The 22,828-nt window shown below is 35.2% G+C and carries 21 protein-coding genes; all 21 read right to left on the reverse strand.

The window, feature by feature from the left end; all coding sequences use genetic code 11:
- The gene (gene wecB, locus LC419_RS03895) at positions 1 to 1,137 is read right to left on the reverse strand and encodes a non-hydrolyzing UDP-N-acetylglucosamine 2-epimerase (protein ID WP_223606113.1); all 1,137 of its coding nucleotides are present in this window, start codon (positions 1,135 to 1,137) and stop codon (positions 1 to 3) included.
- A complete protein-coding gene (locus LC419_RS03900; RefSeq protein ID WP_223606114.1) occupies positions 1,085 to 1,981 on the reverse strand; it encodes an O-antigen ligase in 897 nt (298 codons plus the stop codon). Before LC419_RS03900 ends, wecB begins: the two co-directional genes overlap by 53 nt.
- 359 nt (positions 1,982 to 2,340) lie before the next feature.
- Positions 2,341 to 3,459: an NAD-dependent epimerase/dehydratase family protein gene (locus LC419_RS03905; RefSeq protein ID WP_223606115.1), complete on the reverse strand. Its 1,119-nt coding sequence runs from the start codon at positions 3,457 to 3,459 to the stop codon at positions 2,341 to 2,343.
- The gene (locus tag LC419_RS03910) at positions 3,459 to 3,884 is read right to left on the reverse strand and encodes a WxcM-like domain-containing protein (protein ID WP_223606116.1); all 426 of its coding nucleotides are present in this window, start codon (positions 3,882 to 3,884) and stop codon (positions 3,459 to 3,461) included. The genes LC419_RS03905 and LC419_RS03910 overlap by 1 nt, the downstream gene beginning before the upstream one ends.
- Positions 3,885 to 3,929: 45 nt before the next feature.
- A complete protein-coding gene (locus tag LC419_RS03915) occupies positions 3,930 to 4,883 on the reverse strand; it encodes an NAD-dependent epimerase/dehydratase family protein (RefSeq protein WP_262901687.1) in 954 nt (317 codons plus the stop codon).
- Positions 4,884 to 4,945: 62 nt separating this feature from the next.
- The gene (locus tag LC419_RS03920; protein WP_223606118.1) at positions 4,946 to 6,121 is read right to left on the reverse strand and encodes a glycosyltransferase family 4 protein; all 1,176 of its coding nucleotides are present in this window, start codon (positions 6,119 to 6,121) and stop codon (positions 4,946 to 4,948) included.
- Between the two features lie 41 nt (positions 6,122 to 6,162).
- Positions 6,163 to 7,197, reverse strand: a complete 1,035-nt coding sequence (locus LC419_RS03925; RefSeq protein ID WP_223606119.1) for a polysaccharide biosynthesis protein — start codon at positions 7,195 to 7,197, stop codon at positions 6,163 to 6,165.
- Positions 7,198 to 7,237: 40 nt separating this feature from the next.
- Complete coding sequence (locus LC419_RS03930) at positions 7,238 to 8,002, reverse strand: AglZ/HisF2 family acetamidino modification protein (RefSeq protein ID WP_223606120.1); 765 nt, start codon at positions 8,000 to 8,002, stop codon at positions 7,238 to 7,240.
- 6 nt (positions 8,003 to 8,008) lie between these two features.
- On the reverse strand, positions 8,009 to 8,623 hold the full coding sequence (gene hisH / locus LC419_RS03935; protein WP_223606121.1) for an imidazole glycerol phosphate synthase subunit HisH: 615 nt from the start codon (positions 8,621 to 8,623) through the stop codon (positions 8,009 to 8,011).
- The gene (locus tag LC419_RS03940) at positions 8,620 to 9,768 is read right to left on the reverse strand and encodes an N-acetyl sugar amidotransferase (RefSeq protein WP_223606122.1); all 1,149 of its coding nucleotides are present in this window, start codon (positions 9,766 to 9,768) and stop codon (positions 8,620 to 8,622) included. The genes hisH and LC419_RS03940 overlap by 4 nt, the downstream gene beginning before the upstream one ends.
- A 32-nt stretch (positions 9,769 to 9,800) precedes the next feature.
- The gene (locus tag LC419_RS03945) at positions 9,801 to 10,973 is read right to left on the reverse strand and encodes a glycosyltransferase family 4 protein (RefSeq protein WP_223606123.1); all 1,173 of its coding nucleotides are present in this window, start codon (positions 10,971 to 10,973) and stop codon (positions 9,801 to 9,803) included.
- Positions 10,973 to 12,298, reverse strand: coding sequence for a hypothetical protein (locus tag LC419_RS03950; protein WP_223606124.1), 1,326 nt, complete (start codon positions 12,296 to 12,298; stop codon positions 10,973 to 10,975). The genes LC419_RS03945 and LC419_RS03950 overlap by 1 nt, the downstream gene beginning before the upstream one ends.
- Positions 12,298 to 13,581, reverse strand: a complete 1,284-nt coding sequence (locus LC419_RS03955) for a lipopolysaccharide biosynthesis protein (protein ID WP_223606125.1) — start codon at positions 13,579 to 13,581, stop codon at positions 12,298 to 12,300. Before LC419_RS03955 ends, LC419_RS03950 begins: the two co-directional genes overlap by 1 nt.
- A gap of 2 nt (positions 13,582 to 13,583) precedes the next feature.
- The gene (locus LC419_RS03960; RefSeq protein ID WP_223606126.1) at positions 13,584 to 14,513 is read right to left on the reverse strand and encodes a UDP-3-O-(3-hydroxymyristoyl)glucosamine N-acyltransferase; all 930 of its coding nucleotides are present in this window, start codon (positions 14,511 to 14,513) and stop codon (positions 13,584 to 13,586) included.
- Positions 14,514 to 14,519: 6 nt separating this feature from the next.
- Positions 14,520 to 15,158, reverse strand: a complete 639-nt coding sequence (locus LC419_RS03965; protein ID WP_223606127.1) for a PIG-L deacetylase family protein — start codon at positions 15,156 to 15,158, stop codon at positions 14,520 to 14,522.
- Complete coding sequence (locus LC419_RS03970; protein WP_223606128.1) at positions 15,145 to 16,179, reverse strand: Gfo/Idh/MocA family protein; 1,035 nt, start codon at positions 16,177 to 16,179, stop codon at positions 15,145 to 15,147. The genes LC419_RS03965 and LC419_RS03970 overlap by 14 nt, the downstream gene beginning before the upstream one ends.
- Positions 16,180 to 16,189: 10 nt before the next feature.
- Positions 16,190 to 16,762, reverse strand: a complete 573-nt coding sequence (locus LC419_RS03975) for an acyltransferase (protein ID WP_223606129.1) — start codon at positions 16,760 to 16,762, stop codon at positions 16,190 to 16,192.
- 10 nt (positions 16,763 to 16,772) lie between these two features.
- Positions 16,773 to 17,900, reverse strand: coding sequence for a DegT/DnrJ/EryC1/StrS aminotransferase family protein (locus LC419_RS03980; RefSeq protein WP_223606130.1), 1,128 nt, complete (start codon positions 17,898 to 17,900; stop codon positions 16,773 to 16,775).
- A gap of 44 nt (positions 17,901 to 17,944) precedes the next feature.
- Positions 17,945 to 19,135 carry an L-2-hydroxyglutarate oxidase gene (gene lhgO, locus LC419_RS03985; protein ID WP_223606131.1) on the reverse strand — a complete coding sequence of 397 codons (1,191 nt, stop codon included), beginning with the start codon at positions 19,133 to 19,135 and terminating at the stop codon, positions 17,945 to 17,947.
- A gap of 6 nt (positions 19,136 to 19,141) precedes the next feature.
- A complete protein-coding gene (locus tag LC419_RS03990) occupies positions 19,142 to 20,437 on the reverse strand; it encodes a nucleotide sugar dehydrogenase (RefSeq protein WP_223606132.1) in 1,296 nt (431 codons plus the stop codon).
- On the reverse strand, positions 20,437 to 22,827 hold the full coding sequence (locus LC419_RS03995) for a polysaccharide biosynthesis tyrosine autokinase (protein ID WP_223606133.1): 2,391 nt from the start codon (positions 22,825 to 22,827) through the stop codon (positions 20,437 to 20,439). The genes LC419_RS03990 and LC419_RS03995 overlap by 1 nt, the downstream gene beginning before the upstream one ends.
- Position 22,828 lies beyond the last annotated feature (1 nt).

Below are 22,828 nucleotides of genomic sequence, written 5' to 3' on the forward strand. Positions count from 1 at the left end.
TTAGCTCTTTCTCCAAACTACTCTGTTGATATAGTCGGTGTAACTTAAAATTATTCTGACCACTTTCTGCGAAACATTAGGCATCGAATAATCGGTAACCTGTCTGTAGTTCCTTTCTGCTCCTATTTTCTGCTCTTCAAGCTGTACCAGTCCCTGAAGAATTCTTTCAGGTGACATCCCTACCATCATTACTGATGCTTCTTCCATAGCCTCCGGTCTCTCATGGGCATCTCTGATATTGAGTGCTCTGAAATTCAATATTGAAGACTCTTCAGAGATTGTTCCTGAATCAGAAAGAACGGCATAACTTCTCATCTGAAGGGCATTATAATCATGAAAACCAAGTGGTTTTAAAAACTGTATTTCCGGTCTTACTTCCAGCTTCATTTTATCAATCATATTTCTGGTTCTCGGATGAGTAGAAACGATGATAGGATAATTGAATTTTTCAGCGATTGCATTCAGACTGTCTATTAAACCTCTGAAGTTCTTTTCCGAATTGATATTTTCTTCTCTGTGTGATGAAACCACGAAATATTTTCCTTCTTCCAGATTAAGTCTTGAAAGAACGTCAGAACTTTCGATCTCAGGAAGATAATGATTTAAAACTTCAAACATCGGAGAACCTGTCTTGATAATTCTGTCTGCCGGAAGACCTTCTCTTAAAAGATATTCACGGGCGATATCTGAATATGTTAAATTAACGTCTGACGTATGGTCTACGATTTTACGATTGGTTTCTTCCGGCACACGCTGATCGAAACATCTGTTTCCTGCTTCCATATGGAAAATAGGAATCTGTCTTTTCTTGGCAGGAATGGCACACAGACATGAATTGGTATCTCCCAGTACTAAAAATGCATCCGGCTGCTGTTCCTCAAGGAGCGGATCTATTTTAATCAGGATATTTCCAACAGTTTCAGTGGCTGTCTTTCCTGCAGCTTCCAGAAAAAAGTCAGGTTTTCTTAAGCCCAGATCTTCAAAAAAAATCTGATTAAGTTCATAATCATAATTCTGTCCGGTGTGGACAATGATATGTTCAACGGCTTCGGATGCATCCAAAGCGGATAATACTCTCGATAGTCTAATAATTTCCGGTCGCGTTCCCACGACTGTCATTACTTTTAATTTTTTCATTCTTAAAATTTATATAACTTAACCCTATTATAACTGCACTAAAATACCAAAGTTCAAAAGATGAATAGAGGCTCCCTGATGTTTGTGTCAAAACAAAATACTGCATGAAGAAAAAAGCTATTATACCGCTTTCTTTGTATTTGTCAATATTCTTTAGAATTTTCACAAAACCCTTTGTCACAAATTTATAATAACCTATAAACAAAAATAATCCTATTAATCCTGTTGACATCAATATATCAACAAATAAATTGTGGGCATACATTCCATCTTCAAATAAGATTCTCCCTCCCCACCAGGGATTATTAGTAAACTCTTCAATCCCTTTATTCAGAAAATGAGATCTTCCCGAAGCCTTGCCTTCAAAAACAGCTTCATTCAGTCTCTTAAAAAATAATATATCATTCTTAAATCCACTTTTATATACAATAAGAAGACCGATAATGGATATTAATACACTTAAACAAAAATACATCCAATATCGTCTGCTTTTTTTAAGTATGATAAATAGTAAAAGAATAATTGCAAATGCCAAAATAGGGCTCCTTGCAGCAGACATAAACATTGGAAATAGTCCAAGCAGGATCCCTAATAAATACACATAGTTTTTATTTTTTAAAAACAAAAAATTGTACAGTCCGATCAATACTAAGCTTAATCCATAATGTCCTGTTAAAATATAATAGGATCTGAATATTCCCCCACCATTTTTAAGTTTTACAAATAGCGTACTATGCAGAAAATTAACTCCTAAAATAATAAAAAGAAACCAAAAAATAATTTTATAAAATAATTTAAAATTTACCTTTTCATAATTGAAACTTAACAGTGCAACTACCGGCAAAGGTATGATGATTAAACAATAATAATAGAAATCATTCTTTAAAACCTGAAAGTCATCCGGAACGAAATAAGAATTAGTAAAAGTACAGGCTGCTTTTATCTGATATAGAAAATAAAACACAAGAAAAATAGCAATGGGCCAAATTCTTTGCTTTATGATCTTAAAATTCTGAAAGATGAAATATAATGATGAGAATAAAACCGTCCCCCGAATTAATAGATTAAAAAAGTGAGGTATTGTATCTGAAGGGTAAGGATCAACATAACAAAAAATATATCCAAACAGTGTCATAACCAAGAAATAGGTTTCAAGATTATTAGCTGACAGAGCCTTCAGGTTCACTATTTTATTCATTTAAACTAAACTTCTACAAAGTAAGTATCTGCGTCTTCCGGGTTAAAAGGTTCGTTGATCCAGAAGATGGTATATAATTCTTCATCCCCTATATTTTTGATATTATGGGTGTACCAGACCGGCATATCTACATAAGCAGGTTCCGTTCCGTCCAGATAAAAATCAAGAACTTCATCGGTATCTATTTTGCGCAGCTGAATCAGGGCTTTTCCTTTAATCACTGCAAATCTTTCTACTTTTCTTGTATGGAAATGGTTTCCGCGTGTAATTCCCGGAACTGTAGTGGAAAATGAACATTGTCCTCCGATTCCCAGTCTTATCACCTCAACAAAAGCACCTCTTGGATCTGTGTGTTGTGTAAATTGAACTGGATAATGATTTTTAATATCAAAATAACAACGGAATGTATTGAAAAGGTTTAAATCAAATTTAGACTCCAATACCGGAATTTCGCCATTATCAAAATACAGTTTTTTATAGTTTTCCAGTTTGGCCAGTACTTCCGAAACTTTATTAACGGATGTATGGGAAACTTCGTAGGCATTCCTGGTTTCTCCGGTCTCTATCTGACAGATAATTTCCTGAACAAGTTCTCCCACATAAATCAGCTTTACTTCGCCATCTTTATCAATCAAAGGAGTTTCTCCGTGGGTAAGCTTGTAACAGAAAGTAGCTACAAATGAGTTGTAATTAGGTTTCCCGAAAGGTCCAAAGACATTGGGAACGATCATTCCTGTAAATGTTCCTCCCGATTTTTTCGCCCAGTCGGCAAGGATTTCACGGCCTTCTTTTTTAGATTTCCCGTAGAGATTGTCTTTTTCCTCCTGAGATGAAGATGAAAAGAGTACGTGAGCTTTAGAGCCAGTTCTTTCCAGAGAGTCAGCCAGTTTTTTTACCAGTTCTACATTGCTTTCATAAATGATTTCAGGATCGGGATGACGATTCATGGCCGCAAGGTGAACAATTACGTCGCAGTGCTTTACAAATTCATCCATTTTTTCAGGAGTTTCGAAGTATTCTTTTTCAAAGTCTACTCTTTCAAAATCTTCCGGTCTTAAGCCTAATGTATTGTATAAATGCGAACCGACAAAACCTTTCTGCCCGGTAATTCCTATTTTCTTCATTATGATAATTTTTTAAAATAATCCACCGGAAACCGATAGTCATCATCAACTTCTCCCAAAGCATGATCTACCATCACCAGCAGTTTTGCTCCTTCTGTTTTCGCCTGTATTGCACTTACATATCCTTTAGGCATATAAAGTACATCGAGACTGTCTGCATTGACTTCAAATTCCAGTATTTCGGATTTTGCAGCGGGCGTTTCCCAGTTATTGATTTTTATTAATCTTATAAAAAAGCTTCCCTGTGTCGCTGAAAACCAGCGTTGCTCAATTTTATGGCCGGTCCATCCTCTGATCAATTCCGTATCTGCATTTTCTATAAAATAGATTCTTTTGATAGCGGCTACATTAAAATTGTTGTTGAAAAACAGGCTGCCTCTTTCATCAGAATATTTCCCACCTATAATCAATTCAGGTATCTCCATAAGATTTAGAGTGATTTTTTCAATATTTTCTGAGGTTAATTACTTTCAATTTTTATGGTCATCAATGTATTTTTTATACCAATACACCGTCAATTTAATTCCCGCCTCAATATCTACGGACGGAGACCATTTAAGCTGTTGTTTTGCTTTTTCCGGACTTACCGCTCTTCTTTTGATATTATCAATCTCTCTTTCGGGATGCTCTTCAACCATTAAGTCCGGAAGATGTATTTTTAAAATTGAAATAAGAGTATTGATAGAGACTTCATGGCCAGTACTTATATTAAATATTTCATTCATTGCTACATCTGATACTGATGATAAAATAGTGGCATTTACTGCATCATCAATGAATGTGTAATCTCTTGTTTGACTTCCGTTTCCAAAAACCTCTAAACTATCCCCTGTAAGTGCTCTATGTATAAATCTGCCTAAAACACCACAGTGCTCTTTATCAAAGGATTGACCATAACCATACACATTTGAATATCTTAAGATAGTCACAGGTATTTTATACTTTTCTGCATACATCATAGTATAATGCTCGCTTAAAAGTTTTGTTGCGGCATAATTGCTCACAATTTTTGGAGAGACCTCTTCATTAAATGGAATATCATACCCATCCATATTGCCGTATACTGAGGATGAGGAAGCAATAACAAATCGTTTAAGTTTGTCCGGATTATGATCTTTAAGGTAATTCAATATTCTCAATGTACTTAGCGCGTTTACGTTAAGATCATGTTCTGGATTTTCTCCAGATACAGTTATAGGTGAGCATGCTAAATGAAATATATAATCTGAGTCATCCATATGTTCTGAATAATCATCAATATTTAATACATCGGTTTTAAAAAAAACAATTTTATGCATATAGTCTGATAATACATCGGAACTACTGTTACAACAGTCATCTATGATAACTACAGAACAATCAAAACGGTCGATTAGGGCCTTCACTAAATTGTGTCCGATGAATCCCATTCCTCCCGTTATCATAATTTTTTTACTATTCAGAGCGGTTAAGAGCATACATTATTTGCATTTTTAAATTATATTAATCAGGAAATAGGGTTACCGATTGCTTTTCTTGCAATAATTTCGTAACTTAAATTTTCCTTTGCTGTTTTTTCAGCACCTTTTTTCATTTTATTCAGCTGTCCCGGAATAGAAATTAACTGTTCAATGGTTTCAGCAAATTTAATTGGAACAATATTATCTTTATCAATCTTAATAATGTTTTCATTAAAATTAAGATAAGACATATCCTGTTCTCCTGCATCTCCTGCAATCAATGGTAGATGCATCCCTATCGCCTGCTGCCATAAAACGGATTGGCTTGCCGGAAAAACGGCTACATCTGAAATTGCCATATACTGATAGAACATATCGGAAGACAGCCATCCGGTAAAATGGATCTGATGTCCGTATGCACTTTTTTCAAGTTCTCTAAAATATTCCTCAGAGCCATTGGCAGGAGCTCCAAAAACTATTAAATGAACATCTTTTCTATTTAAAATCTTTACTGCTTCAATCGCAATTTCCGTCATTTTTCTGATTTCCAGTTTACCACCTGTAATCAAAACATAATCATTACTGCCAATGTTTAATTTGTTTCTGACCGCATCCCTGTCCACTGTATTTATAATATCATCCGAAATATTGCAATCACATCCCAAAGGAAGCAATTCAGCTTCATTAAAAGGTACATCATAAACTTCCTTCAAAAACTTTGAACTAGCTGGGGTAGCAAAAAATATTTTATAAATATTTTTTTTATACTGATTTAAAACAGCTTTCCAGATTACCTTATGAAGGATATTCAACGATAACCAGTTTTGTGCAGAATTACTGTAATCAGTCTCGGAATACAGTATAATCTTACATTCTTTCTTTTTTTTATATCGAGCAGCATCTCTAAGATTCAGATGAACACCATTAAAAAAAATGAAATCAGGTTTTTCAGAACAAAGGATATTGTAAACATCTTCAAAACTCTTAATTCGCTTTTTTATATTTAACTTATAAGGCTGTCTGTATATTTTTATCCCATCATGCACTTCAATTGAAGACTTTTTACCTTCATAATAATTATGACTGTAAAAATCAAAAGGATTATCAGTAACAGAACATATTATAAAAACCTCAAACCCAAATTTTGTGTACTGTTTGGCTAATTCATTTTCAATATAAGTCAAATCATTTCCATAAAAATCCGTTATTATTGATATTTTCATTTCACATAATGATTTTTATATATTAAATAGATTGCGACAGATTAATCAGGGTACTGCATTGTATCTTCACCGAAAACTTCTTTTCTTATTAACGGAAGTTTCAGCAAAAGTTTTTTCATACCTTCTACATCCTGTTGTTCAGTATTATGTGAATGATAATCTTCAATTTTAGAAATATCACTCATACCTTCGGAAAAATACTGGGCATAATTCAGATCTCTGTTATCTGCAGGAATTCTGTAAAAATCGCCCATATCTTCAGCTTTAATCATCTCTTCACGGGTACAGAGTGTTTCATAAAGTTTTTCACCATGTCTGGTTCCGATGATTTTTATTGGGTTATCTACCTTAAACATTTCCTTTAATGCCTGAGCAAGTTCTCCAATAGTCCCTGCTGGAGCTTTATTCACAAATAAATCTCCAGGATTTCCATGTTCAAAAGCAAATAATACCAAATCCACAGCTTCCTCTAAAGACATCAGAAACCTAGTCATATTAGGATCAGTAATAGTTAATGCTTCTCCATTTTTGATCTGCTTGATAAACAATGGAATAACGGACCCTCTGGACGCCATCACATTTCCGTATCTTGTAAGGCATACTACAGTTTCATCAAGATTTCGAGCAGCGGCAACTGCTACTTTCTCCATCATCGCTTTAGAAATCCCCATCGCATTGATGGGATATGCAGCTTTATCTGTACTTAAGCAAATAACTTTTTTCACTTTATTTATAGCGGCGGCATCAATCACATTTTGTGTACCTTCTACGTTTGTCTTTACAGCTTGCATTGGGAAAAACTCACAGGATGGAACCTGTTTCAGTGCAGCAGCGTGAAATACATAATCAACCCCCCTCATGGCAGATTCTATGCTTTTATAATCTCTAACATCTCCAATATAAAATTTCAGTTTATCATTTTTAAACTGATTTCTCATATCGTCCTGCTTCTTTTCGTCACGGGAAAAGATACGAATTTCTTTAAAATGATCTGTATTTATAAACTTTCTTAATACGGCAGTTCCAAATGAACCTGTTCCTCCTGTAATAAGAAGTATCTTATCTTTTATCTGCATATGCGTTTTTAATATTTCTGTTTCCGTGATGCTTATTATTCTATTTCTGTATTAATTTTTCCTTTTCTTCAAAAGTAGGATAATTTATTAAAACAGCCTTATACACTCCTTTAAATACAAACAAACTTCCTGCTGCGACTCCTATTATACCATGTTTATCGATAACCTGTTTCACGTCATTCAAAGTACCTGCACCTCCCAAAACGGTAAGAGGAAGTGAAATCTTTTCACGCACTTTATTAATTAAAGCCATATCATAGCCTTTCATAACGCCGTCTTGATCTATAGAATTAATGACTATTTCACCAGCGCCAAGCTTTTGTGCTTCTTCAACAAATTTAAACGGATCTATTCCCGTAGATTTTTTACCATTGTGGGTATATACTTCGTATCCTCCAAAAAGTTTTTTCTTTACATCCAGGACTACGATCACACTTTGTGAACCTACACGTTCTGCGATCTGAGTAATAAGTTGTGGATTTTGAAGTACAGCGGAAGAAAGTGCAATTTTTTCAATTCCAAGTCCAAAAATCTTTTGGGCCTGTTCCACTGTTTTCACTCCTCCTCCATAGCAAAGTGGCATTCTGGACTGGTTCGCTATTCTTTCAATCAGGCTATAGTTTGGCTCAAGGCCTTTTGCTGTAGCATCTATATCAAAAATGGCAAGTTCGTCGACTTCCTTTTCGTTAAATATCCTCACGGCATTGATGGGATCACCGACGTATTTTGGATTCTTAAAATTGACAGTCTTTACAAGTCCATTATCCTGGATCAAAAGACTCGGTATAATTCTAGGCCTCAGCATTTGTGATTATAATTTTGAAAAGTTGTGTAATAAGATTTCGCCATAATGATGGCTTTTTTCGGGATGAAACTGTATTCCATACTTATTTTCATGATGGGCAGCCGAAGCAAATTCACCTCCATAATCTGTAATAGCCATGATGTCTTCCTGATTGTTACAGTGAAAATAATAAGTATGAAGAAAGTAAAAAATAGAATCAGTTTCAAGCCCTTTAAACAGCTCAAGATCTTTAACGGGTTTTACATCATTCCATCCCATATGCGGAAGTCTTGTTACCTGATGAATTTTTGTTTCGTCAAATTTTTTCACGGAAGCGTCGATCCATTTCAGACCGTCTAATTTTCCTTCATCACTGTTATTAGCCATCATCTGCATTCCTACACATATTCCAATAACGGGAATGTTCTGTCCAAGCACAAGATCATCGAGCTTATCTCTCATTCCAGAGTTATTCAGCTGAGTCATTGCGTGGTCGAAATGCCCTACTCCCGGAAGAATCAATTTTTCTGCTCCTTCCAGATCTTCTTTAGTTTTGGCTATTTTTACAGGAACATCAACCCTTTTATATACGTTTACAAAAGCATTGATATTTCCTACCCCATAATCAATAAGTGTTATCATCTAAATAATCTTTTTTCTAACCCCAATACTTTCATGGATTTTGCACCAAGCCCAATAAGTTGTCTTTTATTCTTGTAATCGTGGTATGTTTTGTTTTCACCTTCAAATATGGTCTGAAGTTCGTCGGTAGTAAGGTCTAATTTATGTGCTACGTATTCAAATTCTTTTTGTAAAAATTCATCAGAAAGTTCAGGTTTTGAAACCCTCTCTAACGCTTCTTCTCTTGTCATCTGCCCTGTTAATATAAGACTTGAAAAGTGTGCTTTTCTCTTTTCATATCCAAATTTTCTTGGCATCCAATAATCTTCGAAGAATCTGGTAAATCTTGATTCGTGGTGTTTATGTTGGAAACTCTCCCATCCATATCTGTCTAACAACAACTGTTCAACATCTTTTTTGATATATGGCAGACAGTTCAGAGGCTTATATACCTGCATTCCCAAAACATATTTGTAATACAGTTTATAGCTCATAATATCTACGATCGGAAAAGTTTTAAGATCTCTTTTTCCGAATTTTTTGTGAATATCCAAGATTAAGGTTTTATCAATTCCTGGATATGCTCCCCACTCTTCAGGCTCACGGCAGCATTCGGTAGAAAAGTTCCCACCTGTTAGAACATATTTTATTTTATTTTTTTTGGCAAACTTATAAAGACCCGAAAAGAATGCAATATCCTGCGGCATGTCCTGATCTGCAATCTGAGATTTCAAGAATGCAACTTGTAGGTCTTTCATTTCTTCCCAGTTGATCACTTCAGTATAAAGATCCAAATTCAGCCCGTTAACCAGTTTTTCAATATTACTTACAGCTCTGTCTGTATTCCACCCTGCATCTACGTGAAAAATAAGTGGACGTAATCCCATTATCTCTTTGGCTACATAGGCTGCATAGGAACTGTCCAGTCCACCGCTTAGTCCAATAATACAATCAAAGTCTCTGTTTTTACCATCTTTTTTTATTTTCTCTGCTTCCTGCTCAAGTTCTCTAAGCCCTCTTTCATCTGTATGCCAATGGGGTAGAATACTTTCTTTATAATTGATATAATAATCACTTTCTCCTTTTTCATTAAAAACAATATTAGGATCTGTAGTATCCATAATTGTTTTTGTGCAAATCTGGTATGAAATATCTTTTTTTTCCATTTAAATTTATGATCTTTATTTTACATATAAAATTATACAAAAGTGCGATTAATTAAATAATTCCAGTCTAAATATTTATCTCTTGTTTTTATTGAGGCTTCTTTCATCCTGTTATAAGCTTGATTATCTAATGTTATACTTTTTATATAATTAATTAAGTTTTCTTTAGTAATCTCATTTGGCCTCATTTCAAGTACTGCACCAAACTCATTGATATAATCAAGAGATTGCCCTCCGAAATCTCCAATGATTAAAGGAAGTTCTGATGCTATGGCCTGCAACCAAACAATTGACTGGCTAGCAGGAAATACTGCCAGATCTGATGCAGATAAGTATTCATATACTTCATTATTACTGATCCATCCTGAAAAATGAATATTGGGATTATTGGCAGCCAAAGCCTGTAATACTTCTTTATATTTTTGATTGGCAGCGTCAGCATCTCCTACTATAATAAGATGAAGATCCGGGTCATTAATATCATTAAAGGCTTCCAGGAGCAGATGAATTCTTTTTAATTCAGTGAACTTACCTCCGGAAAATATTAATTTCTGGTGATCCTTCATGCCATAGCGCTCTCTTATTTCAACTCTTTTACCACTTTTTTTAACTTCCTGAACACGATCCACATCAGCACCCAACGGAAGAACTTCCATTTGTTCTTTACGAACACCATATAAGTCTGTTAAAAAAGTTCCACTTGCAGGTATTATAGGGAAAAACTTCGTGATATGTTTTCTTACAGGATCAAGATAGACTTTCCTTCTTATAATTTTATGAAGTACATGTACGGATAACCAATTATTCCCGGAATTACTATAATCTGCATGATAATCCATAATCATTTTTACATGAGGATTTCTTTTTTTGTAGTCCAGCATTTCTAGCATATTAGGCATAATATCATGAATATACAGCAGATCCGGCTTAAACTCCTCGACGATATGACTAATATTTGGATACTTTTTTATTTTACCTCCAAAATTAAACTTAAAAGGTAATTTTATGATTTTCGCTCCATGATCGTAATATACTTTTTCCGGCTTTGAATTATCATGGACATTATTATAATAATCAAATACATTTTCATAGGTAGAAGTAATAACAGTAACTTCATGCCCATGCTTTTTATAATATTTTACTAAAAGATTTTCTTGATACTCTAAATTTTCTATATAGAGCTCACACAACATAAGAATCTTCATTATTTTTTAATTATATTATTATTATTAAGTAAAAACATGAAAAATAATAATCCCCCTGAAATTAAAGTTGTAAACATAGATACATTCATTAAGGCAACACAGGAAACCGTAATAAGCAGTATACCTAAAATTTTGCTACTATTGGTTGAAAATGAGTCGAATAAATAAAATATAAAAGACCCGAAAATACCCATGATAATGACTCCTGGATATCCTACTGAAGAAAGTCCATCGGTAATGAAAAAATTAGCATTGGCATTAAATCTATCAATATCAATAAAATAGGTTCCTACTTCAATTCCCAGTTGCTCTTTGTATGGATATTCTACTACTTTATTAATAATCGAAACGTGACTAAAATAGGTATGTGGATGGTTTTCAAAAAACACATTATAATATACAGACATTAATGTACTTGTATATAATGTTCTGAACAGAAAAATACCCGAAAGCGCAAAAACAATATCATTAACTATTTTAACATCAACAAATTCATTAAAGAATAATAACACAGCAGTGGGTATAATAAGAAATTTAAAAAATTTAAAAATTTTTCTCTTATCCTGTGATGCAAATAATTTGTAAATAAGATAAATCAGTACAATAGAGAAAATATACTGTTTATTAGCCATAGTCATATATAAAATGATAAGACCTCCAATACCTATTATTTTTTTCGATTTATCATTCTGAATAAGCCCTACACTTAAAATAAATGGGAAAAACGCATTACTAAGCCATAATATAATATGCCCTGCAAAAGCTGACTGTTCTTGGATTTCCTGTCCCGCAAAACGAGTTTCATATACTTCATCGGATGAGAATATATTTACAAACGTTAAACTGTTCCGGTACAAGAAAACAATATAGATAAGCATCGAAAAAACCACAAAATAAAAAAGAGTCCAGAAAAGACGGTGTGGAATGTTGAATGGTTTGGGCCTAAAAAGTTTCACTGCATAAAAAATACATAGACACATAAATCCTACACAATAGCTTAAACAGACAATGAGTTTTTGATCAAACAATATCTGTTTATCAAAAAATGCACCCGTAATCATAGGTATATAGGTAAGTATATAAAGTACCCAAAGGCCAAACATACTTGGTCTTACAATTTCTTTTGGAAGAAAAAAAGAAGGAAGTACTGCAAAAAGAATGTAAAAGCCCCACAACTTTATAGTTGGCTCATCTTTTTCCAAGCCAAAATATCCCCAGGTAGGTTCCAGATATGAAAGAAATCCGATTCCCAGCAGGACGCTGAATATCAAAGAAGAGATAATTAAATTAAATCTAAGTTCGGGTTTTAAACTTTTTATCTTCATTAATTGAAATTAAACGTTTTTTGTTTGGCAATTCTATATGATAATACTAAAAAAATAATATTAAAAAGTAGTGAATTTAAAGTAAATAAAATAAGAGATACAGATGCATTATTAAAGACTTTAAATCCTAAAAAAATCATGATCCCTCCTGCAACTGCATTCAAAAACTGAAGTCTCATAAGAATTTTCTGTTTTTCCCTGATATTAAACAATACATTAAGTGGAGTAGAAATAAACTCTACAAGCAGAAGTACTGACAAAATTCTTGCAAATATACCTGCATCATACCATTTTTGCCCAAATACAATAACAAAAAGATAAGGCGAGACTATAAATAAAAAAAGGTAAATCGGAAAAGACATTGCCACAAGCTTTTTAAATGTAGATTTATAAAGATTTTCACAATTCCCATTTTTCCTGATTTCATCAATAGCGTCATTTCTGAAAACATTTCCAATAGCTGTTGTTATGACAATATTGGGAAGCCTCAACATTCTATTAGCCATAGAGAAAAAGCCTACAACAGTAGTACTGTAAAGAGCAGAAAATAAAATAGGAATAAACTGCTGACTGGCAGTTAATGATAAATCTGAAAAAAGCATGTATCTGGGAAAAGAGCTATACTGTTTTGCAACCGATTTAATATCTGTAAATACAAACAGATCTTTTTTCAGATCTTTTTCAGAAACCACAATATAAAGACTTGAGATTATTGTTCCTAATATCAGTGATAAAATCATTCCTTCAGTTCGATGAAAAAGGCCAAAAACAATACTGCACAATGCTGTGAAAATAACCTGAATGGCATTCGCAATAGTGATCTTCTTATATTTTTTTTTTCTCTGAAGCCAATAAAGAGCTCCAGAAAAAACAGCTATGAAAAATATATAGATCGGAGCCAGATAAATCCACCAGTATTTAAAAATCTGAAGATCGACATGCTGTCCTAGGAGCTCCTTTAGCAGTGTAATTATTCCCAGATATATAGCCGAAATAAAAAAACCAATATATAATATAAGCTGAAATAATTTCTTAGCATCAGTATCTTTTTCCGGCAATCCCACTGCAAGTTCATATCTTCCTGTAGAAACGACTGCAGAAATCACCATATAACTTGTAAAAAGAGAAAGCAAGCCAAAAGCCTCCACAGAATACAATCTGGAGAGAAGAGGCGAAGATGCAACTACAATTGCCTGGCTAATGATCGTACCACTAGCCAATATTGCAACATTCTTAAAGAATGTATTGGATTGTATCCTGCTTATTATATTTCTAAAACTCAAACCTATTTAAATAATTTTTCATTCATAATCTTTTTCTTAGCCAAAGCCACAGAAATTTCCTCTGCCGGGCTTCCTATAACGGTCTGCCCATCTTCCACATTTTTTACTACCACTGCAGATAAGCCAATAGTAACATCATTTCCTATTTTCTTCTGATTAAGGATAGATGATGAAGGTGCTACCCATGTGTTTTCTCCGATCTCCACACTTCCTGCAACCATTGCATTGGCAATAATAAGGCTGTTTTTACCGATTTTTACACCATGAGCAATATGTACCAGATTATCTACCTTGACATTATCCATAAGAATAGTGCTTCCCAATACTGCTCTGTCGATACATGTATTATTTCCTATCTCTACATGATTTCCTATAACCACATTTCCTATATGAGGAATAAAAACATATTCACCGGTTTCATCTTTCTCATATCCGAATCCAACACTTCCGATGGTATTATTTGCTCCGATAATAACATGTTCTCCTACAATAGTTTCGCTTTTAAGCGTTGTATGATGATCGATCACGGTATGGTCTCCGATAACGCAGTTATCTTCTATAACGGCATATTCACCGATATAAACATGCTGTCCTATTTTAACATGATCTCCAATGATGGCTGTTTTTGCAATACCTGTTTTTTTGGCAGGCATAAAGAATTCAGTCAGTGCTTTCTGAAACGCAAGTCTGGGATTTTCAAATAAAAGGTAAGTGCAGCCTTCACTGATATATTCATCCGGAAACTCCCCACATAAAATAATACCTTTAGAAATATTTTTCAATCGGTCACTAAACTTAGGAGATACCCACATCAGTACATCATCTCTCTGGTTATCTGCATCTAACTGAATAGCGTTGATAACATTCTTTTCTGTATTTCCTATTATCCTTAAAGGATTAAGTTTTTCAATTATTTCTTTAAGTATTGCCATAATTTATTATTTTATTGAAAGTCTTACCACTTCAAAAGTTTCAGCGTATTTCACTCCGAACTGCACCCCTCTGGCAACCGCTAAAGATCTGATAAAATCAGCACTTAAGTAATCTCTGAATCCCTGAGATTTATATTCCTTCAAGGCGTCTATTTTCTTATTAATATGTTTTTCTTCTAACGAGATATAACTCTGTGTATTGAACGACAGGTTATTCCATATCAACTCATAGCTGAAGATGGATTTGGTTTTAAAAGCTCTGATTCCTTCGTTCGCTATGGTAGAGTGATCCTGATGAATATCATTTATACTTGGCAACAACACAAGATCAATATCATTGTGTACTCTTTTAAACCTGATCAGTTCTTCTAATATCTCCTGTCTTGCATAGTTAAGCTTTCTTACCTGATAGTTAAAAATGATAACATTCTCATCTTTCACTCCCAATACTTTGGTTGCAGCTCTTACTTCAGTTTTCAGAATATCCTTTGGAAAACCTTCCGGTACGGACTCTTCAGCTGTAGAAAAAGCCATATAATAAACTTCTGCTCCGTCTTCAATTAATTTGGAAATAAATCCTCCGGCTCCCAGTTCACCGTCATCTGTATGCGGTGCCAAAACTAATACTTTCTTAAAGTTGCTCATAATTGTCGTTTTTTTTCAGTGCATAAATTCTTTCAATAATATCCACTACTTTCAAGCCTTCAAGGGCATTGGTAGTAATCGTATTTCTGCCTTTCAGTACATCTACTACGTTTTCGATGATGTAATGGTGGTTGGCTGCAGATCCTTTGTAAGCACCGTAATCATTTCCAGGATTAGTAGGCGCCAGTACTGGCATTTCGTAATCTTTAACGTTACAAACCTCTACTTTGTCCATATACTGGCCACCGATTTTTACTGCACCGTTTTCTGCAATGATGGTCATGGAGCTTTCAAGGTTCTGATTCCATACTGAAGTGGAATAGTTCAATGATCCCATTCCGCCATTGACAAAGTCAAAACTGATAAAACCTGAATCTTCAAAATCTGTAAGGTCCTTATGGTTGAAATCTGCAAATTTTGCCTGAATATTGGTAATATCTCCAAAAAGCCAGTACATGATATCAATAAAGTGAGAAAACTGGGTAAACAGAGTTCCGCCGTCCAGATCTTTCTTTCCATGCCATGATTCAGGCTTGTAATATCTGTCGTCACGGTTCCAGTAACAGTTTAACTGTACCATAAATATTTTTCCAAGCTTTCCGCTTTCTACAATTTCTTTGATCCATGCTGAAGGCGGAGAATAACGGTTCTGCATTACGGCAAATACCTGCTTATGCTTGTGAAGCGCCTGAAAAATCAGCTGTTCCGCATCCTGCTTATTAAGAGTCATCGGTTTTTCTACCACGACATGTTTTCCGGCAGCTACCACCTGGTGAGCCTGCTCAAAGTGGAATCCGTTCGGGGAAGCAATATTGATGATATCCGCTTCAATACCTGAATTTAGAAATGCATCCAATGATGCAAAAAAAGGAACGTCATACGTTTCTATTCCTAACAATGATTTATCTTTTACGTCAATCAGAGCAACCAGTTCACATTCCGGATTTCTTGAAATCATCTCGGCATGTCTTTTCCCGATATGCCCGCAGCCTACTACTGCAAATTTTATTTTATCAGACATCTGTATTTTTTTAAATTTTCGAAACTTTATTATTTTCTAATCTGTATTGTTCTCCGCTCTCATCACACACAGCGATCCCTTGATCGTCAAAATGAAGACGTTGTCCGAATTCGCTCATCCATCCCATATGTCTTGCCGGATTTCCTACTACCAGAGCGTAATCCGGAACTTCTTTCGTCACCACAGCTCCTGCTCCAATAAAGGCATACTGACCAATATTGTGTCCGCAGACAATCGTTGCATTAGCTCCTATAGATGCTCCTTTCCCTACATGTGTTTTGAGGTATTCATTTTTTCTGTTAACAGCGCTCCTCGGGTTGATCACATTGGTAAAAACCATTGAGGGTCCAAGAAAAACGTCATCGTCACAGGTAACTCCTTCGTAGATCGATACATTATTCTGAACTTTTACGTTCATTCCCAAAACCACTTTAGGGGAAATCACTACGTTCTGTCCTATATTGCATTTCTCTCCAAGAATACAACCGGGCATAAGGTGTGAAAAGTGCCAAATTTTACTTCCGGCTCCTATCTGACATCCTTCATCAATAACAGCTGTTTCGTGTGCAAAAAAATCCGACATATTTATTTTTTTATGAGTTAAAATAATTTTTAATCTCTGAGATGATATAATCCAAAACCTCCTGATCAAATTCTGTATGAACCGGAAGTGAAATCACCTCTGAGCATAACTGTTCTGTCACCGGAAGGCTGAATCCATCCTGTACATACTGCTGGAAAGCTTCCTGTCTGTAAAGTGGCAACGGATAATATACCATACTTGGAATATTTTTTTCTGCAAGATATTTCTGCAGCCCGTCTCTTTTTCCGTTTTTTACTTTAAGGGTATACTGATGGAAAACGTGGGTTGAATTTTCAGCTCTTTTAGGAACAAAAATTTCGGAGATACCGGCTAAATTTTCATCGTAATAATCCGCCATTTTATTTCTGGCTGCAGAATATTCATCGAGATGCGTAAGTTTTACTTTTAAAACCGCTGCCTGAATAGTATCCAATCTGGAATTACATCCTAAAACTTTATGGTGGTATTTCTTTTCCTGCCCGTGGTTGGCGATCATTCTTATTTTTAAAGCTATTTCGTCATCATTAGTCATTAGAGCACCTCCATCACCGTAGCAACCTAGATTTTTTGAAGGAAAGAATGATGTACATCCGATATGTCCTATCGTTCCGGTTTTTTTAACAGTCCCATCGGAAAAAGTATAGTCGGAACCGATAGCCTGGGCATTATCCTCAATCACAAAGAGACTGTGTTTCTCTGCAAATGCAAGAATTTTCTCCATATCTGCACTTTGTCCGTATAAATGAACGGGAACAATGGCTTTGGTATTGGGCGTAAGGTATTTTTCCAGGCCTTCAAGCTGAATATCAAAAGTATCTTCATTGACATCTACCATGATAGGTATCAGTCCAAGAAGTCCCATTACTTCAGCAGTCGCTACATAAGTAAATGCCGGACAGATGATTTCTTCGCCAGGTTTCAGGCCAAGAGCCATCATGGCAATCTGCAGCGCATCTGTTCCGTTAGCACAAGGAATAACGTGCTTTACATTCAGGTATTTTTCGAAATCCTGCTGAAATTCTTTCACTGCAGGACCATTGATAAATGCCGTATTATTGATACAATCCTGAATACCTGCGTCTACCTCAGTCTTTATTTTTTCATATTGACCTTTAAGGTCAACCATCTGAATTTTCATATGTAATATAATAGGTGTTGAATTCCGTTTGTTGATGACGGAGTTTAATTTTCTATCAGTTCGCTAATTTTGTTTCCTATAGAAAGACATGATGTGGCAGCAGGCGAAGGAGCATTTCTTACATGAATAATATTTCCGTTTTTCACGATATCAAAATCATCAATCAATCCCCCGTTTCTGTCACATGCCTGAGCTCTTACTCCTGAACCTCCCGGAACAAGGTCACTTTCCTGTATTTCCGGCATCAGTTTCTGCAGTGCTTTTGTAAATGCAGATTTGGAAAGAGAGCGGTGCATTTCTCCCATTCCGGTTTTTCCGTATTTGGCGACAATTTTTCTGAAACCAGGCCACATCAAAGTCTGCATGGTCTCTTCAAAATTAAAGTCAAAAAAACTGTATCCTTCTTTTTTAAAGGCTAAAACAGCATTCGGGCCGGCTTCAATATTACCGTCAATCATTCTGGTAAAATGAACGCCCAAAAATGGGAAACTGGGATCCGGAACCGGGTAAATAAGATGTTTTACCAGGTGTTTTTTCTCATCCTTAATTTTATAATATTCTCCTCTGAAAGGAATAATGATCACATCGTTCTCTTTGTTGGTCATTTTTGTCAATTTATCTGAATAAAGCCCTGCGCATGAAACCAGCTTTTTGCCATTAAATTCAGCCGTATTGGTTTTGACAATAATTTCTGAACCTGTATTGGTAATGCCTTTAACTTCAGTGTTGAATTTAACTTCACCGCCAAGATCTTCAAAAAGTTCTTTTATTTTCTTAGCTATTCCGGGGTAATCTATAATTCCTGTCTGCGGAACTTTAATGGCTCTGATTCCTTCGCAATGCGGTTCTATTTCTCTGAACTCATCTCTTGAAAGGTATTGAAGGTCTTTAAGTCCGTTTTCAACCCCTCTTTTATAGATGTTGTCCAGCAGGAGAAGTTCTTCCTGCGATGAAGCCACAATGATTTTACCGCAGAGATCATACTTGATTCCATACTTTTCGGCAAAATTGATCACGGTATTATAACCCTCGATGCAGTTTTTTGCTTTAAGACTTCCCGGCTTGTAATATATTCCACTATGAATCACTCCGCTGTTGTGACCTGACTGGTGCAGCGCAACATCTTTTTCTTTTTCTAAAACAAGAATCTTAGAACCCGGATTCTTAAGTTTAGCCTGATATGCTGTAGCAAGACCTACAAGGCCTGCACCAACGATGATGATGTCATAGTTCATATCTGATTATAATCTTGCGTCTACCAAATTTCTGTCTAAACATGCTTTGGTATCAAAAACCACTGCATTTTCTTTCTTCAAGGTATTAAGGTCCATTTCAAGGAATTCGTTGTGAGAAACGGCAATCACCAATGAGTCATATTTTTTTCCTTCCTGAAGAGCGCCCAGAATATCAATTCCATATTCATGTTTTACTTCTTCTTTACTAGCCCAAGGATCGTAAATATCCACGTTTACACCATAATCCTTAAGTTCTTTATAGATGTCCACCACCTTTGTATTTCTTACATCCGGACAGTTTTCTTTAAAGGTAACTCCTAAAATCAGTGCATTTGAATCTTTAATTACTCCTCCTTTAGCAATAAGAAGTTTTACCACTTTAGAAGCCACAAATTTTGCAATGGAGTCATTAACTCGTCTCCCTGATAAAATAACATCAGGATGGTAACCTAACTGTTCAGCTTTATGCGCCAGATAGTATGGATCTACTGAGATGCAGTGACCTCCTACTAATCCCGGTTTATATTTAAGGAAGTTATATTTTGTTCCTGCAGCTTCCAGTACATCATTGGTATCAATACCAATTCGATCGAAAATTAAAGCAAGTTCGTTTACGAAAGAAATGTTCACATCACGCTGTGCGTTTTCAATCGCTTTAGAAGCTTCCGCCACTTTAAGACTGGATGCCTTATGCGTTCCCGCAGTAATAATTTTTTTATATAACTGGTCTACTTCTTCAGCAATTTCTTCGGTAGATCCCGAAGTTACTTTTTTCACACTGGTAAGCGTGTTTACTTTATCACCAGGATTAATTCTTTCCGGAGAATAGCCTACAAAGAAGTCTTCATTAAATGTAAGACCTGAATGTTTTTCCAGAACCGGTACACATTCTTCTTCTGTACAGCCAGGAAAAACCGTAGATTCATAAATAACAATATCACCTTTCTTTATGATCTCTCCAAGCATTTTGGATGCGGAAATCAGAGGATTTAAGTCTGGAGCATTATATCTGTCTATAGGTGTTGGAACTGTTACGATAAAAACATTGGCATCAGCAATTTCAGATAATTGGCTAGTCGCTTTATATCCTAAATTACCATTCGACTCTTTGTATTTTTTAAGCCCATTATTAAGCTTATCAAGATCTGCCTCCAGTGTGATATCTTCTCCATCGTTAAGCTGATCTACACGCTGTGTATTGATATCAAAACCTAATACGGGATAATGGCCGGCAAATTCAAGAGATAATGGAAGGCCTACATAGCCCTGACCAATAACAGCTATTTTATATGTTTTCATCATTAGCTAAATTTATTTTTAATTTTTTCAAACCATGTATGTTCCTTGTGGTTATTATATCCATAGCCATATTTGTTGCTGTACCCTAAATTTTCTCTGCTTACATCGTTAAGGACAAATCCAACATTTTTGATCTTGTTCTCATCAATATTGCTATTTGCAAATTCCATCAATGTTTTTTCAGTATACTTAGATCTCGTCACATAAATGATAACATCAGCAAGTTCAGCAATCAGGAACGTATCTGTTACCAGAAGAAGTGGCGCTGTATCCAGAATAATGTAATCATACTTCTCTTTTAATTCTTCTAAAAGATTCTCATATCGTCCATTAGACAGAAGTTCTGTAGGATTAGGAGGAATCATTCCTGAATATATTACATCCAAATTAGGATTAAAAGATGATACATTTATCACATCCTCCAGTTTTGTCTGCCCGCTATAAAGATATTCTGTGAGTCCTGTAAGCCCTTTTCGAGCAGGATTATATCTCTGAAGCTGTGGATTTCTGATATCAGATCCGATGATAATAGCTCTTTTCTTTGGGTTAGCCAAAGTCAATGCTAGGTTCACTGAAGCAAATGTTTTACCCTCACCTTTTACAGTAGATGTTACAAACACTATTTTACCTTTCTTCTCTTTAGGTAACATAAAGTTCATATTGGTAATAAGAATTCTGAAGGCTTCTGCCATTGGAGTGATATCATTCATCTGAACAATATCCGAATCTCCTTTTTCAAGACTGGGAAGCTCTGCTATGACCGGAGCATGTACCAATTTCTCAAGATCATGTTTCGTAACGATTTTATTATTAAGAAGCTGCGATAGGTATATAAAAATAAATGGCACCATTAATCCTATCACTAACGCAGCAATAAGGATCACACTGCTTTTAGGAGATACCGGTCCGGGAGAGGCATATGCTGCATCTACCACTTTTGCTTTAGGAGCCATAATAGACTGAGAAATAGCTGTTTCTTCTCTCTTCTGAAGTAAAAGCAGGTAGAGATTTTCTTTAATCTGCTGCTGTCTCTCAATACTTCTGAACATTTTTTCGATAGAGGGAAGTTTAGAAATTTTTCCTGACACCTTATTCTGTTCCCCCAAATATTCATTTCTTGCCAGTTCAAGACCAACTTTATTCCTCTGCAAACTCTGCATAATAGATGAACGCATGGAAGTAATCTGTTTAGTAACATCTACTACAGCAGGGTTTTCAGAGGTTGCCGACTCCAAAAGCCTATTTCTCTGTAATACTAATTGGTTATAAGTGGAAATCCCAGATATAGCTTCAGGATTATTTAATCCTACGTTGGCAGGTAACACCTGATATTGTCCCTGCTTGGAAACATATCCAATAAGAGCATCTGTTAATTCCACTTGTGCATCAACATCCATCTGTTTTGCTCTTGCAGCTGCAGAACTTTCCAAATTGATTTTGGCTTCAGTCTCAAGATCCGTAAGGTTATTTCTTGATTTAAAACTTTCTTTTTGGTTTTCTACCTCACCAAGCTCTCCTGATAGCTTCTTGATTCTGTCTTCAATAAAATCCAATGTTTTTTTTGACTCAGAGTTTTTGTCTGAAATTGCATCATTATTATAAGACATTACCAGGTTATCCAATATATCTTTAGCTTTCGAAACCTGCGGATACTTGTACCCAAGCTTAAGTACCGTTGCATCTTTAGTAGCCAAAGCCACATTAAGAGGCCCCTGAAGACTATTTACTTTTGCCTCTACCGTGGAAATATAAAGTTCCAGATTTTTAATATCCACTCCTTTTACCGTAGAAGGATCAAATTTTGGATTTTTAGTAATTATGATATTAGCATAAGGAAGACTAATTGTTCTCCCGTATGTAGTACTAATTTCTTTAGGAAGTTTTTCAGAACTTAAAGTAAGCTTTTCTCCATTTATAGCCAATTTCAATCCATTATTTGAAGATTTCCCTGGTTTCTCAGAAATTATTTTAACCTCAATAGGAGAAGTTTCTTTATATAGTTCAAGAGTGGTAAACTTTCCTTTTGCAGAAATATTGGTCTGAAGATTCTGATTAATGACTACTTCTCTCATCATTTTCTTTGACTTCAGGATTTCTATTTCATTAGCAATACTATTTGTCTTCAGCCCTCCAATACCTGAAAGATCAGGTAGGACGCCTAAGTCTGTTGCTACAGGGGAAGAAGAGTTTTTAGCATCTTTTATAAGTATAGTAGACTGTACATCATATACAGGAACCATAAATTTCAGTGAAATATAACCTAGCACAAGTGCAATAAAAGCACTTGCTACAAACCAAGGCCACTTTCGCAGATATGGCTTTATAATTTCACTAATATTTACATTTGAGTTGCTTTCTGCTTCTGAAAGTGTGGAAGATTGCTGGTGGTCCATC

Source organism: Chryseobacterium sp. OSA05B, assembly GCF_019970065.1.
In the GTDB taxonomy this organism is placed as follows: Bacteria; Bacteroidota; Bacteroidia; order Flavobacteriales; family Weeksellaceae; genus Chryseobacterium.

Coding starts and splice junctions, on each gene's coding strand:
- wecB (WP_223606113.1), bottom strand. CDS start 1,137: ATGAAAAAATTAAAAGTAATGACAGTCGTGGGAACGCGACCGGAAATT.
- LC419_RS03905 (WP_223606115.1), bottom strand. CDS start 3,459: ATGAAGAAAATAGGAATTACCGGGCAGAAAGGTTTTGTCGGTTCGCAT.
- LC419_RS03910 (WP_223606116.1), bottom strand. CDS start 3,884: ATGGAGATACCTGAATTGATTATAGGTGGGAAATATTCTGATGAAAGA.
- LC419_RS03915 (WP_262901687.1), bottom strand. CDS start 4,883: ATGATAACGGGAGGAATGGGATTCATCGGACACAATTTAGTGAAGGCC.
- LC419_RS03920 (WP_223606118.1), bottom strand. CDS start 6,121: ATGAAAATATCAATAATAACGGATTTTTATGGAAATGATTTGACTTAT.
- LC419_RS03925 (WP_223606119.1), bottom strand. CDS start 7,197: ATGCAGATAAAAGATAAGATACTTCTTATTACAGGAGGAACAGGTTCA.
- LC419_RS03930 (WP_223606120.1), bottom strand. CDS start 8,002: ATGCTGAGGCCTAGAATTATACCGAGTCTTTTGATCCAGGATAATGGA.
- hisH (WP_223606121.1), bottom strand. CDS start 8,623: ATGATAACACTTATTGATTATGGGGTAGGAAATATCAATGCTTTTGTA.
- LC419_RS03940 (WP_223606122.1), bottom strand. CDS start 9,768: ATGGAAAAAAAAGATATTTCATACCAGATTTGCACAAAAACAATTATG.
- LC419_RS03945 (WP_223606123.1), bottom strand. CDS start 10,973: ATGAAGATTCTTATGTTGTGTGAGCTCTATATAGAAAATTTAGAGTAT.
- LC419_RS03950 (WP_223606124.1), bottom strand. CDS start 12,298: ATGAAGATAAAAAGTTTAAAACCCGAACTTAGATTTAATTTAATTATC.
- LC419_RS03960 (WP_223606126.1), bottom strand. CDS start 14,513: ATGGCAATACTTAAAGAAATAATTGAAAAACTTAATCCTTTAAGGATA.
- LC419_RS03965 (WP_223606127.1), bottom strand. CDS start 15,158: ATGAGCAACTTTAAGAAAGTATTAGTTTTGGCACCGCATACAGATGAC.
- LC419_RS03970 (WP_223606128.1), bottom strand. CDS start 16,179: ATGTCTGATAAAATAAAATTTGCAGTAGTAGGCTGCGGGCATATCGGG.
- LC419_RS03975 (WP_223606129.1), bottom strand. CDS start 16,762: ATGTCGGATTTTTTTGCACACGAAACAGCTGTTATTGATGAAGGATGT.
- LC419_RS03980 (WP_223606130.1), bottom strand. CDS start 17,900: ATGAAAATTCAGATGGTTGACCTTAAAGGTCAATATGAAAAAATAAAG.
- lhgO (WP_223606131.1), bottom strand. CDS start 19,135: ATGAACTATGACATCATCATCGTTGGTGCAGGCCTTGTAGGTCTTGCT.
- LC419_RS03990 (WP_223606132.1), bottom strand. CDS start 20,437: ATGATGAAAACATATAAAATAGCTGTTATTGGTCAGGGCTATGTAGGC.
- LC419_RS03995 (WP_223606133.1), bottom strand. CDS start 22,827: ATGGACCACCAGCAATCTTCCACACTTTCAGAAGCAGAAAGCAACTCA.